This window comes from Pelagibacterium flavum, assembly GCF_025854335.1.
In the GTDB taxonomy this organism is placed as follows: Bacteria; Pseudomonadota; Alphaproteobacteria; order Rhizobiales; family Devosiaceae; genus Pelagibacterium; species Pelagibacterium flavum.
In genome coordinates this window covers 3,306,251-3,318,376 of the sequence record NZ_CP107716.1, presented here as the reverse complement: position 1 = coordinate 3,318,376, position 12,126 = coordinate 3,306,251, and the positions used below count along the sequence as shown (strand labels likewise).

Here is a 12,126-nt window from a genome sequence, read left to right as displayed (position 1 = left end):
ATCGCTTGAAGAAGAATGAAGACTAGACCTGATCGAGACCGAACGAAAGGTCGGCAATCAGATCATCGGCATCCTCCAGCCCAACCGAAAGCCGCAGCAGGCCTTCGGTGATGTCCATCTCCACCTTCTCTTCCGGCGTGAAACGCTGATGTGTGGTCGTTGCGGGATGGGAAATGATCGATTTGGCATCGCCCAGATTGTTGGAAATCGCAATGATCGCCAGCGCATCGGCCAGGGCAAATGCAGCCTGCTTGCCGCCCTTTGGCGTCAGCGCCACCAGCGTCGAGCCGCCGCCCATCTGCCGTTTCGCCAACTCATATTGTGGATGGGAGGGATGGAAGGGATAGGAAATGGACTCGATCTTGGGGTGACCCGCCAGGAAGTCGGCGATTTTCGCCGCGTTCTCGGTCATCGCCTTGACGCGCAGCGACAAGGTCTCGAGCCCCTTGAGCAGCACCCAGGCATTGAACGGTGAGATCGAAGGGCCGGTCTGACGGATGATGGTGTGCACATCGGCTTCGATCAGCTCCTTGCTGCCCAGGATCAACCCGCCCATCGCCCGGCCCTGGCCGTCGATATGCTTGGTGGCTGAATAGGTGACCAAGTCGGCCCCCAGCTCCAGCGGCTTCTGCCAGATGGGCGTGGCAAAGACGTTGTCGACGATCAGAACGGCATTATGGGCATGGGCAATCTCGGCGACGGCCTTGATGTCCACCAGCTCAAGGGTAGGGTTGGTCGGGGTTTCGATAAACACCACCTTGGTGTTTGGCCGCATGGCGCGCGCGAAATTTTCCGGATCGCGGCCATCGACGAGCGTCGATTCAACGCCCCAGCGCGGCATATAGGTCTCGACCACGAACCGGCACCCACCGAACAAGGCGCGCGCCGCAACCACGTGGTCGCCGGCCCGAAGCTGGCTCATGACTGCGGTCGTCACTGCCGCCATGCCGGTCGCCGTCGCCCGCGCGGCTTCGGCGCCTTCGAGCAGCGCGGCCCTCTGTTGGAACATTTCCACTGTCGGGTTGGAAAAGCGCGAATAGATGTGGCCGGGCTCCTCGCCCTTGAAACGCGCTTCGGCACTCCCTGAAGTGGGATAGACGAAACCGGAATTGAAAAAGATCGCTTCTGAGGTCTCCCCATGCTGGGAGCGTTCCATGCCGCCATGCACCATCATCGTCTGCGCCTTGCGGTGCTTGTGATCGAAGAGCGGGTTGCTGGTCCTGTCCGACATGGGTCTACCTCAAACGAAAAAACCGGCGCGCGATGCGGCCGGTTCGAACTGGTCACTTTAGCAGTCTTGTTTTAGGTGGTCTGCAATCGGACCGGCCAAATCACCACCAACCGCGCCATAAACGCGGTCAGCACTGAGTTACCCCCAAATGGCGCTTGGCGTCAATCGCCTCAATTGCTAAGCCAGTCCAAAGGGTTTGCATGAGGCGCATGGGGATATGACCAACACTTGGCCAACCGGGGTGTTTTCCACCCGGCTGATCCAGAATTTGTCCGATCAGGGTGCGATCAGCGCCGGGCGGCCCTATGACCACGATCAGATCCAGCCCGCCAGCCTTGATCTGCGGTTGGGCGAAACCGCCTTTCGCGTGCGTTCGAGCTTTCTGCCCGGTCCGGGTAAGACCGTCACCGAGCGCATTGAAACGCTAAAGCTCCACGAGATCGATCTGACCAAAGGCGCGGTGCTCGAACGCGGCTGCGTCTATATCGTGCCGCTCCTCGAAAGCCTCGATCTGCCCGATGAGGTCAGCGCGTCGGCCAATCCAAAATCCTCGACGGGTCGGCTCGATATCTTCACCCGCGTCATTTCCGATGCCGCGCGCAGCTTCGACATCGTTCCCGCCGGATACAAGGGCGCGCTCTATCTCGAAATTTCCCCCCGCACCTTCCCGGTTCTGGTGCGCACCGGCTCGCGCCTGTCCCAGATGCGGTTCCGGGTCGGAGACGCGCGGCTCGACGCCGCTGGCCACAAGGCCCTGCACGCCGAACAGACGCTGGTTTTCGATCCCAACATGGATGTGGGCGAGGGGGTCTCGCTGTCGATCGATCTGATCGGCGAAGGCCGATCGGGCCTGATCGGCTTCCGCTCCAAGCGCCATACCGCAGTTGTTGATGTCGACAAAAAGAACGCGCTCGACGTCCTCGACTATTGGGACCCCTTGGTCAATCGCGGCTCGGGCGAGCTGATCCTCGACCCCGACGAATTCTATATTCTCGTCTCGCGTGAGAGCGTGCACGTTCCGCCCGACTATGCCGCCGAAATGGTGCCCTTCGATCCCCTGGTCGGTGAATTCCGCGTCCATTATGCCGGCTTTTTCGATCCCGGCTTCGGGCACTCGGCTGCCGGCGGCACCGGGTCTCGCGCTGTGCTTGAAGTCCGTAGCCGCGAAGTGCCCTTCCTTCTGGGTCACGGCCAGACCATCGGGCGGCTGATTTACGAGAAGATGGCTGAGCGCCCAAAGATGCTCTACGGCTCGGCCCTGGGATCGAACTATCAGGCCCAGAGCCTGAAACTCTCCAAGCACTTCAAACCCTATCCCTAACGAAAAAGGCCGGGGCGAACCCCGGCCTTCTCGCATTCTTGAGCGCTTTGGCGTCGCTTACGAAGCGGCGCGTGCGCCTTCGAGCCAGCCGTCGACGGCGTCGCGATTGTCTTCGATCCACTGAGCGGCCTGGGCTTCGATGTCGTCGTCGCCAGCGTTCATCGCCGCGTTCTGGGCAAAGATGTCGCCGAGCGGAATTTCAACCGCTTCAAGCAGTGCGCCAACGGCGGGGTTCTCACCCAGGAATTCCGAGTTCACGACCGGAACGATATCATTGGCCGGGAAGCCCAGCATGCACGGATCGTTCACACACCCTTCGACGCCCTCGATGGTCGCGGCATCTGCAAGGCTCATGTCGGGAAGATCGACCTCGGGAACCTCGATCCACATCACGTCTTCGCCCGGGACCAGCTCGTTGACGGTCCAGTTCGGAGTCCATGTGTAAAACAGGATGTTTTCGCCCGATTCATAGGCTGCAACCGCATCGGCCATCGAAGCGGCATAGCCGGCCTTGATGGGGTTGATGTGATCGCGCAGATCATAGGCATCGAGATGGTGTTCGATGTTGATCTCGCAGCCCCAGCCCGGAGGACAGGCGACCAGATCGGCAAGGCCGTCGCCATTGCGGTCGAACGCTTCCTTCACTTCATCACGCTTGAAATCTTCAAGCGAGGTGATGCCGAACTCTTCGATGGCCGAGGAGTTGACCAGATAGCCTTCCAGCGCGCCGCCTTCGGCGACCGCACCCACCAGTTCAGCACCCTGGCTGTATGTATCCTCATAGGTGTTGTGCAGCGGGAACCAGCCATTGACCCACAGGTCCATGTCGCCCTGAGCGACCGACTGATAGAACGGCGGGTTGTCCAGCGTGGTGATCTGGGGAACCTCATAGCCGAGCTCTTCGAGAAGCTGGCGGTAGATTTCGGCATGGAACCAGCCGGTATCCCATGTCGCCTGTGCCATGTTGACGGTAACGCCTTCGCCGGGATTGTCCTGAGCGATGGCAGCGACCGGCGCAGTGCCCAGAAGGGCAATGGCGGACAGCGATGCGAGAGTATTTTTGAGACTGAACATGATGCTTTAGTCTCCTCTTTCTTTTGGTCTTCAGATGGACGGGCAGAGCCCGTGCGAAAAGCCTGTGCGAATTGAGCTCAGGCGATAGAAGCGGCGGCACGTCATGCCGCCGCATCATGGAAGGGGCGGGTCAGCCCGCCTTCTTGGGTTCACCCAGGGGCTGCGTGCCCCGAAAGCGAATGAGGTTAACCAGCACCTGGCGCAGGGAAACCGTATTGCCGGCGTTCTTTTCGCCCAGCCCCTGCGTGATGCGGTCCAGAACGATGGCAAGGATCACGATCCCCACCCCGCCTGCTGTTGCGCCGCCTACATCGAGCCGTCCAAGGCCCGTGTTGACCACAAGGCCCAGACCGCCGGCGCCGATCAGCGCGGCAATGACCACCATCGAAAGCGCCAGCATCAACGTCTGGTTGAGACCCGCCATGATGGTGCGCAGTGCCAGCGGTATCTGCAGATCGATCAGCATTTGCCATCCGGTCGAACCGAACGCCTGCGCCGCTTCGATCAGATCGCCGCGCACATTGCGGATGCCAAGATTGGTCAGCCGGATAATAGGCGGCAGCGCAAAAATGATCGTCGCGATGATGCCCGGCGCCATGCCCACGCCGAACAGCATGACGATGGGCACGAGATAAACAAATGACGGGATCGTCTGCATGATATCGAGGATCGGCCGCACGATTTTCCAGGTCATGTTGCTGCGCGCCGCCAGAATCCCCACCGGAATACCGATCACGGCACAGAACAGCACCGATGTGATGATCATGGCCAGCGTCGTCATGGTCTCGGGCCACAGCCCGATCATGTCGATGAAGGCAAAGCCGATCAGCGTGAAAATCGCCATGCCGCGACCCGCCCATTTCCACGCTGCCAGCGCGAAAACGCCGGTTGTGAGTAGCATCGGCACGAAGTTGAAGAAGTCGTCGAGCGCATTGAGCACCATGGTGATCGGCACTTGCGCGGCGCGGAAGGCAGGCCGGAAATTGGGCACCAGCCACCCGCGTACGAAATCGTTGATCCAGTCGTCGAACGGTATGATGAGGAGATCGCCGGGACTAAACATGCGTACCCTCCTTTTGTGCTGTGGCGTCAGGGCCCGGAACCGGGGTGTCGGACGCGCCATCTTCGGGCTCACCCGAGAGCTGAGCGAAGACATCCTCAGGTTCGACGACGCCAACTAGACGGTTCTTGTCGTCGGTTACCGCGATGGGCAGACCCGCACTGGCCGAGCCGTAAAGCTCGTTAAGCTGCTGGTCGGCGTCTGCGGTGGGAAACTCGGTCAGCATCACATCTTCGAGCACCGGATTGGGCATGCCGTTGTCGAGCGTTGCCGCCGCCAGATCCTGATAGGTGACGATGCCGGCCACGTTGTTCTTGTCGTCGACCACATAGAGCGCATTGCGGTTGAGGTCTTCCATGGTCCGCATGGCGTCCTCGGCATTGTCGGTGCCCAGTTTGACCGACGCCGGATCATTGGAAACGTCTTCGGCGGTAAACACGCGCCCGCGATCGATGTCGGCCACAAAGGCCGCAACATAGTCGTCGGCCGGATTGGAAACGATCTCCTGGGCGGTACCCACCTGAACGAACATGCCGTCCTTCATGATGGCGATCTTGTCGCCCAGCAGCAGTGCTTCGTTGAGATCGTGGGTAATGAAGACAATGGTCTTTTTCAGCGTTTTCTGCAGCGCCAGCAATTCGTCCTGCATCTCGCGCCGGATCAGTGGATCGAGCGCGCCGAACGGCTCGTCCATGAGCAGCACTTCGGGGCCGGTCGCAAGCCCGCGGGCCAGCCCCACGCGCTGCTGCATGCCACCCGAAAGCTCGGACGGAAGGCTGTCGGCCCAGGCGGTAAGCCCCACCTGATCGAGAGATTTGAGCGCCCTCTCGCGCCGCTCGGCGGGTTTGACACCCTTGACCTTGAGGCCATAGGCGGCGTTGTCGGCGACGGACCAGTGGGGAAACAGCGCAAAGTGCTGGAACACCATAGTGATCTTTTCGCGCCTGATGCGACGAAGCTGGTCTTGCGAGCAGCTCGCCACGTCCTCGCCGTCGATCATGATCGAGCCCGATGTGGGCGGGATCAGACCGTTGAGCATGCGCACCAGGGTCGATTTGCCGGAGCCCGAGAGTCCCATGACAACGAAGATTTCCCCTTCGTCCACATCGAAGCTCGCATCCTGCACGCCCACCGTGGCGCCCGTCTGCTCAAGGATTTCCTCCTTGGATTTGCCCTTCTCGAGCAGGTCCAGTGCGGGGCCGGCCTTTTCGCCGAAGACCTTGAAGACGTTTCGTACCGATAACTTGACTACCATGTGCCTCCTTGTTGAAAATTCGCACGCGAAGACTGTAAATATCGCTTTGTATTCGTTCTATATCAGTTGAACACAAAAAGACACCGAGCCAGAATCGATGTAGAGGCTGGCCGGTCATCGTGCAGAGGTAGAATGTTGATATAAGATAATAGACGCGACAGAGCGCGATATCAACAGCGCTATGCCGATTTTTTGCCGCAATTGCCTTTGTGACATCATAGCGGAACCTCTGAGATCGCCGCTGGAAGCGCCAAAAGAACTGAAACGGCGATAGGATAAACTTTTTGGGAAGCCGGCGGTGCGCGGCCCATCTGGCATTGCACCCGACTTGACGGTCGCCCCGATTTGCAGCAAACAGGCACTCGCTAAGCGCCCAGGCGCGCGGGTGTAGCTCAATGGTAGAGCAGAAGCTTCCCAAGCTTACGACGAGGGTTCGATTCCCTTCACCCGCTCCATTTTCGCTCCCTAATGGCCAGCCTCATTTTGCTTCGGGCCAAGGATCTCAAGAAAAAGAACCCCGGCAACTGCGCAAGCGCAGAGCCCGGGCCGCGCGAGCGGTGGCGCGCATTGCGCCAAGTGAGCCTGGCACCTCACCGATGGGGCCAAATTGCCGATAGGCATGGCGTTGCGGTGACCGACCTCAGAACCGCCGCCGCAACAAGTGGAAGACCCGAGGTCGGCTGGTGAGATACTTGCTTCAAATTCCCGGGCTAACCCGCGTCAATGCATTTACACTTGGCCCCAGATTGCTTCCGCAGTCCGCACCACCAGGTCGAGCTTGCGCCTTTGGTCGTCCATGGTGATGGAATTGCCTTCCTCGGTGGATGCAAAACCGCATTGCGGAGCGATGCCCAACTGCTCGATATCGGCGTATTCGCTCGCTGCCTCGAACTTGCGCTTGAGGTCGTCGATATCCTCGAGCTCCGCCGTTTTGGTGGTGATGAAGCCGGGCAATACGCGCTTCTTGCCTTTGGGCAAAAGGCGCAGCGGCTCAAGCCCGCCAGCCCGCTCCGTATCATATTCCATGAAATAGATATCGACATCGGTCTGGTTGAAGATAGCGTCCGCCGCCGGGTCATAAGCGCCTTCAGCCACCCAGGTGGATTTGAAATTGCCGCGGCACATATGCATGCCGATCAGCATGTCCTCGGGGCGGTCCGCGATGGCGTCGTGCATCATCTTGGCATAGCGCCCGATCAGCCAATCGGGGTCCTCGCCCTTGGCCTTGCGCTCGGCACGGATCTTGGGGTCGCAAAGATAGGCAAAAAAGATATCGTCCATCTGCAGATACCGGCAGCCGGCGTCATAGAAGGCCTTTACAGCGGCTTTGTAGGTCGCGGTGATGTCCTCGAAATAAGCCTCGGCGTCGTGCTTGTAGTCCTGGACCGCGATGTCCTCCTCGGCAATGCGGAAATGGATCGCGCTGGGGCCGGGAATGGAGATCTTCGGCGTAACGGTGGTATTGGCGGCGACGAACTTGAAATGGTCCAGCATGGGGTGGTCTGCCGGAAAGCTCAGCCTGTCGGTGATCACCGGCACGTCGGCCTTGGTGGCCACGCCATGAAACTGGATGCCGCCGCCCTCACGCTCGATGATGTCGAGCCCATTGAGCATGCCCATGAAATCGAAATGCCACCAGGCGCGGCGGAATTCGCCATCGGTCACCGCCTTGAGGCCGGCATCTTCCTGCATGCGGATGACGTCGCGGATTGCCTCGTCCTCGATGGCGCGCAATTCATCGGCTCCCATGCCGTTCTTTTTTGCGCGCGCCTCGCGGGCCGCCTTGATGCTATCGGGGCGCAGGAAACTGCCGACGACGTCGGCGCGATAGGGCGGCTTGGCGAGTGCCATGAGTAACTCCTCCTTGGGGCTGGTTAAGGTCAGGCTAGGGCCGAACGGCGCGCAAGACAACACCGTGGTGATATTGCGCGTCAGCGCTCAGGCCCGCGGGTTCAATCTGAACGGTACCTCGGCATACCCGTCCTTTCGAATGCGCTCTTCGACCCGGGCTGTCGGCCCGCCAAGTGAAACATCGCTGGCATCCATCTCGGCATAATAGGTCCACTCGAGATGCTGCAGGCTGTTGGGAATTGCCGCCTCCGGCGCACGGGGCAGCGCCAATAACGTGGCTTTGTGGCCCGGATTGTCGGCTGCCTTGGACATGAACACCATCACTTGCATGCATCACCTCATCCGCGTCGATCTTCCCCCGGCACCGATGCACCCGGAAAGGCCGCGCCTGACGGCGAGTGAATCCCAAGGGAGCTGGCTTGTCCAGCGGGCAAGGGTGGAGCAGGGGCAAGCCTCCTGGTGTCCGACCTATTTGCGAAACCCCGACATCGGTGTTCGAGCCGGCTGTGTGTCGATTTTTCTAAATGCCGAAAGGGAACGGGAATAGGAGCAACATCGTTGGCGACATGATGGGCCCCGGGCTGTGCGCGGGGAAAAGGCTCAAGCGGGGAGGAGGGGGCACTGACACCTTTGGCTCACCACATGTTGACGCACATCATCGTCATGAACCTGCTGGTGCCGGCGGTGCTGTTTGGCATTCCCACACGATGGATCAGAGGGATCTGGCGATACTGGCCATATGCGACGACTGCCCAGTTGGCGCTGCTTTGGGGCTGGCACAGCCCGCCGGTACTCGATGCCGCCATGGGCTCACAGGCCCTGACGGCCGCCATGCATCTCACTCTCGCTTTTGCAGCGGCAGGATTTTGGGCGGCCATCATCGATATGCCCGCCACCGGCCGCTGGCGATCGATCTTTGCCCTGCTGATCACCGGCAAGCTTTTCTGCCTTTTGGGCGTGCTCCTGGTCTTCGCCCCGCGCTCTCTTTACGGTGCCATGGGGGCCCATGGCGATGGCGCCGCAATGCTCTCCCCGCTCGCGGACCAGCAGTTGGCCGGGCTGATCATGGTAGCCGCGTGCCCGCTCACCTATGTGCTGGCCGGTATCTGGATTGCCGCGCGCTGGTTTCTTGCGCTTGAGGCGCAGGGGCGCATGAATGCCTGAGCGGACAGGGGACGACGACGTGGTTATGGTGCGTCGGCTGACCCGCTGGCAGCGGCTGGGCATGGCGGCGCTGTTTTTGATGGGCGTATTCGTGGTTGGCGCCGCTGTGTTTGTCTGGACCGGTTATTACAATATCAGTGCCAAGAGCGAGCACTGGGACTTCACCACTGAAATTCTCCAGACCGTGCGCGATCAGTCGATCCGTGCCAGAGCCGATTCCATCGCTGTGCCCGATCTCGACGATCCCGCAATGATCGCTTTGGGGCGTGAGCACTATCGCGGCGGATGCGCAAGCTGTCACGGATTGCCCGGCGAGGAGCGCAATCCTGTGGCGCGCGCCATGCTGCCTGATCCTCCCGACCTGGCCTATGCCTTTGAGCGCTACGAACCCGGCGCCCTGTTCTGGTTGATCGACAACGGCATCAAATACACCGGGATGCCGTCCTGGCCCGGGACAGGACGCCAGGACGAAGTCTGGCCGATGGTTGCCTATCTTAAATCGGTGCACGATGAGATTGCACCCGGCACCGTGCTTGATGACACGAGTTCGGATGGCGAGCCGATCGATACCTATGGCTTTCAGGTGCTCGACGAATGCAGCCGCTGCCATGGCGACGCCCAGACCGGGCCGGTCAGCGACCGCGTGCCCTCCCTTTCCGGACAGCCACCCGATTATCTCGAACGCGCCCTGCGCGAGTACCGCGCCGGCCTGCGTGAAAGCGGCTATATGGAACCGGCAGCTTTTGCCCTCACCGACCAGGCCATATCCCGGTTCGCAACGCTTTATTCCCAATATCCATCCCGGTCCGCTGATACCGAATTTGATCCCGACCAGGTTGCACGCGGCGCTGAAATCGCCATGAACGGCGTGCCGGAAGACGATGTGCCCGCCTGTACCAGTTGCCATGGAAACGGCAATCCGCAATTTCCAAACCTGGCCGGACAGTCGCAGACCTATCTCGAAGGGCAACTCGAACTCTGGCGCAACGGCGGGCGCGATACCACGCCCTATGGGCAGATCATGGCCGTGATCGGCCGGAACCTGACCCCGAGCCAGATCGAAGATGTCAGTGCCTTTTTCGCCAGCCTCGAGCAACCGGCATCCGGAGGTGGCCAGTGAACCGGACTGCCTCGCTTCTAGCCTGCATCATTGTGGTTTTTCTGGCCGGATGCTCCTCCATGCAGTCGGCTCTGCACCCCACAGGCGCGGAAGCCGGGCGGGTCGCGTCCCTGTTCTGGATCATGACGATCGGCGGCGCCCTGATCATGGCCATGGTGGTCGTTGCCGCCGCCCTGGCCATTTATGGTGGCAGGCTGCGCGGAACGCTTTCCAGCGAGCGGTTCGTTGTCGTGATGGGACTGGCCTTCCCTGTCGTCGTGCTCACCGCGCTCCTGATCTATGGTTTCGCTCTGATGCGGGCCGGTGAGCCCCAGCAAGCCAATCCCGACGGCCTGCGGGTCGAAATCGCCGGTGAACTCTGGTGGTGGCGGGTAACCTATGTAACTCCGGACGGACGCCGGGTGAGTTCGGCCAATGAGCTGCACCTGCCGGTCGGCCAGCCGGTCGAAATCGCTCTCACCAGCACCAATGTCATTCATTCCTTCTGGGCGCCTCAACTGGCTGGCAAGCTCGACATGATCCCCGGGCGCACCAACACACTGACCGTCACCGCGAAAGAGGAGGGGATAAGCCGGGGGCAATGCGCTGAATATTGCGGCGGCGCCCATGCGCTGATGGCATTCCATCTCGTGGCGCAATCACCTGAGGATTTCGATGCGTGGCTTGAAGCCGAGGCCAGCGCCGCGGTCGAGCCGCAAACCGAAATGGCCAGCGAGGGACAGGCCCTTTTCACCCAGACCGGATGCGGAGCGTGTCACGCCGTACGCGGGACCCAGGCGCGCGGCACGATCGGCCCCGACCTCACCCATGTGGGCAGCCGCCATTCGCTGGCGGCGGCGACCTTGCCCAATACCGCGCAAGCCTTCGCGCAATGGATCGACGACAACCAGCACATCAAGCCGGACAACAAGATGCCCAGTTACGAAATTCTGTCCGAGAGCCAGATCGACGCCCTTGCGACCTATCTTGAAGGGCTCCAGTGATGGTCGATTTTTCGGGATTTTCCATCTGGATCAATCTGGCGATCTTTGCGGTCGCCGCCGTCGTGGTCTGGCTGGCCGGTGCAAGGATCACCCGCTATTCCAATGCCATAAGCGAGAAGACTGGCATCGGTCAGGCTGCTATCGGCCTGTTGCTCTTGGCCGGCGTCACGTCTCTCCCTGAAATCGGCGTGACCGTCACCTCGGCCGCCACAGGCGCCTCGGCAATGGCCGTCAACAACCTGTTCGGCTCGATTGCGGCACAGGTGGTTGTCCTGGTGATCGTCGATCTGGTCATCGGGCGCAGGGCACTCACCTCTTCGATACCCGACCCCATGGTCATCCTGCAGGGTGGGCTGAACGTGCTGCTAATCACCATTGTTGCGGCAGGGATGGTGGTGGGCGACTTCCCCATTCTCGGCATTGGCGCCTGGGCTTGGATCTGCGGGGCTGCATACGCCTTCGCCGTCTATATCCTGGCCAATTCGCAAGGGCGGAAATCCTGGGTTGCGGCTCAGGCCGGACACGTTGACGACAGGCTGCTCGAGCAGCAGGCCGCCGCGGAAAAAAAGGCGAGCAAACGCCACGGCCAGCATTCCCTGCGCGGGCTCGTCTGGCGAACCGCCGGCCTTGCGCTGGTCATTCTGGTCGCCGGCTATCTGCTTGCGCGGACCGGTGATGCACTGGCCAGTCAGACGGGGCTGGGCGGCGGTGCAGTGGGCTTCATTCTCTTGGCCTTTGGAACATCGCTGCCCGAGCTTTCAACGACGGTAACGGCGGCCAGGGAGGGCCTTTATACGCTCGCTGTGTCCGACATCCTTGGCACCAATCTGATCAATGTCGGGCTGGTCTTTGTGGTCGACCTCGTCGCACAAGGCGAGCCGGTTCTCTCCCAGGCCGATACATTTACCATCTTCGGCACGTTGTTGGGCATCGCGGTCACCTCCCTGTTCGTGATCGGGATGGCCGAGCGCCAAGACAAGACCGTCCTGCGCATGGGGCTGGATTCGGCCGCCGTGTTTGTCTGTTACGCGGCGGGCCTCGTCGTGATGTTTTTCCTGCGGTGAGCC

At 60.9% G+C, this 12,126-nt stretch carries 11 protein-coding genes, 1 tRNA gene and 1 riboswitch; of the genes, 6 read left to right on the top strand and 6 right to left on the bottom strand.

Annotated elements, in window-relative coordinates:
- Positions 1-22: 22 nt before the first annotated feature.
- The gene (metZ, locus tag OF122_RS16710; RefSeq protein WP_264225311.1) at positions 23-1,231 is read right to left on the bottom strand and encodes an O-succinylhomoserine sulfhydrylase; all 1,209 of its coding nucleotides are present in this window, start codon (positions 1,229-1,231) and stop codon (positions 23-25) included.
- 36 nt (positions 1,232-1,267) lie between these two features.
- A riboswitch (SAM riboswitch) is annotated at positions 1,268-1,348 on the bottom strand.
- A gap of 100 nt (positions 1,349-1,448) precedes the next feature.
- Between metZ and OF122_RS16705 the strand changes: the two genes are divergently transcribed.
- Positions 1,449-2,552 carry a 2'-deoxycytidine 5'-triphosphate deaminase gene (locus tag OF122_RS16705; protein ID WP_264225310.1) on the top strand — a complete coding sequence of 368 codons (1,104 nt, stop codon included), beginning with the start codon at positions 1,449-1,451 and terminating at the stop codon, positions 2,550-2,552.
- Between the two features lie 57 nt (positions 2,553-2,609).
- Here OF122_RS16705 and proX read toward each other — a convergent pair whose 3' ends face one another.
- From proX to OF122_RS16690, 3 genes are all read right to left on the bottom strand, one after another.
- On the bottom strand, positions 2,610-3,626 hold the full coding sequence (gene proX, locus OF122_RS16700; protein WP_264225309.1) for a glycine betaine/L-proline ABC transporter substrate-binding protein ProX: 1,017 nt from the start codon (positions 3,624-3,626) through the stop codon (positions 2,610-2,612).
- A 130-nt stretch (positions 3,627-3,756) separates the two neighbouring features.
- Positions 3,757-4,689: an ABC transporter permease gene (locus tag OF122_RS16695; protein ID WP_264225308.1), complete on the bottom strand. Its 933-nt coding sequence runs from the start codon at positions 4,687-4,689 to the stop codon at positions 3,757-3,759.
- A complete protein-coding gene (locus OF122_RS16690; RefSeq protein ID WP_264225307.1) occupies positions 4,682-5,941 on the bottom strand; it encodes a quaternary amine ABC transporter ATP-binding protein in 1,260 nt (419 codons plus the stop codon). Before OF122_RS16690 ends, OF122_RS16695 begins: the two co-directional genes overlap by 8 nt.
- Positions 5,942-6,322: 381 nt before the next feature.
- Between OF122_RS16690 and OF122_RS16685 the strand changes: the two genes are divergently transcribed.
- Positions 6,323-6,396, top strand: a tRNA-Gly gene (locus OF122_RS16685).
- A gap of 274 nt (positions 6,397-6,670) precedes the next feature.
- On the opposite strand, the gene OF122_RS16680 is transcribed toward OF122_RS16685, so the two are convergent.
- Both OF122_RS16680 and OF122_RS16675 read right to left on the bottom strand, forming a co-directional pair.
- The gene (locus OF122_RS16680) at positions 6,671-7,792 is read right to left on the bottom strand and encodes a 5-methyltetrahydropteroyltriglutamate--homocysteine S-methyltransferase (protein ID WP_264225306.1); all 1,122 of its coding nucleotides are present in this window, start codon (positions 7,790-7,792) and stop codon (positions 6,671-6,673) included.
- An 87-nt stretch (positions 7,793-7,879) separates the two neighbouring features.
- Entirely contained in the window at positions 7,880-8,122 is a 243-nt protein-coding gene (locus OF122_RS16675; protein WP_264225305.1) for a hypothetical protein, read from the bottom strand.
- 312 nt (positions 8,123-8,434) lie between these two features.
- Between OF122_RS16675 and OF122_RS16670 the strand changes: the two genes are divergently transcribed.
- Genes OF122_RS16670 through OF122_RS16655 form a run of 4 tightly spaced genes read left to right on the top strand, consistent with a single transcriptional unit; the run spans position 8,435 to position 12,123 of the window.
- Complete coding sequence (locus OF122_RS16670) at positions 8,435-8,956, top strand: cytochrome c oxidase assembly protein (protein ID WP_264225304.1); 522 nt, start codon at positions 8,435-8,437, stop codon at positions 8,954-8,956.
- Complete coding sequence (locus OF122_RS16665) at positions 8,949-10,076, top strand: c-type cytochrome (RefSeq protein ID WP_264225303.1); 1,128 nt, start codon at positions 8,949-8,951, stop codon at positions 10,074-10,076. Before OF122_RS16670 ends, OF122_RS16665 begins: the two co-directional genes overlap by 8 nt.
- Positions 10,077-10,135: 59 nt before the next feature.
- The gene (gene coxB, locus OF122_RS16660) at positions 10,136-11,059 is read left to right on the top strand and encodes a cytochrome c oxidase subunit II (protein ID WP_264227693.1); all 924 of its coding nucleotides are present in this window, start codon (positions 10,136-10,138) and stop codon (positions 11,057-11,059) included.
- Positions 11,059-12,123, top strand: a complete 1,065-nt coding sequence (locus OF122_RS16655) for a sodium:calcium antiporter (RefSeq protein ID WP_264227692.1) — start codon at positions 11,059-11,061, stop codon at positions 12,121-12,123. Before coxB ends, OF122_RS16655 begins: the two co-directional genes overlap by 1 nt.
- Positions 12,124-12,126: the final 3 nt, after the last annotated feature.

Bases quoted from the DNA above. Each gene is read 5' to 3' on its own strand.
- OF122_RS16670 (WP_264225304.1), top strand. From the start codon at position 8,435: ATGTTGACGCACATCATCGTCATGAACCTGCTGGTGCCGGCGGTGCTG.
- proX (WP_264225309.1), bottom strand. From the start codon at position 3,626: ATGTTCAGTCTCAAAAATACTCTCGCATCGCTGTCCGCCATTGCCCTT.
- OF122_RS16695 (WP_264225308.1), bottom strand. From the start codon at position 4,689: ATGTTTAGTCCCGGCGATCTCCTCATCATACCGTTCGACGACTGGATC.
- OF122_RS16705 (WP_264225310.1), top strand. From the start codon at position 1,449: ATGACCAACACTTGGCCAACCGGGGTGTTTTCCACCCGGCTGATCCAG.
- OF122_RS16680 (WP_264225306.1), bottom strand. From the start codon at position 7,792: ATGGCACTCGCCAAGCCGCCCTATCGCGCCGACGTCGTCGGCAGTTTC.
- OF122_RS16655 (WP_264227692.1), top strand. From the start codon at position 11,059: ATGGTCGATTTTTCGGGATTTTCCATCTGGATCAATCTGGCGATCTTT.
- OF122_RS16675 (WP_264225305.1), bottom strand. From the start codon at position 8,122: ATGCAAGTGATGGTGTTCATGTCCAAGGCAGCCGACAATCCGGGCCAC.
- OF122_RS16665 (WP_264225303.1), top strand. From the start codon at position 8,949: ATGCCTGAGCGGACAGGGGACGACGACGTGGTTATGGTGCGTCGGCTG.
- metZ (WP_264225311.1), bottom strand. From the start codon at position 1,231: ATGTCGGACAGGACCAGCAACCCGCTCTTCGATCACAAGCACCGCAAG.
- OF122_RS16690 (WP_264225307.1), bottom strand. From the start codon at position 5,941: ATGGTAGTCAAGTTATCGGTACGAAACGTCTTCAAGGTCTTCGGCGAA.
- coxB (WP_264227693.1), top strand. From the start codon at position 10,136: ATGCAGTCGGCTCTGCACCCCACAGGCGCGGAAGCCGGGCGGGTCGCG.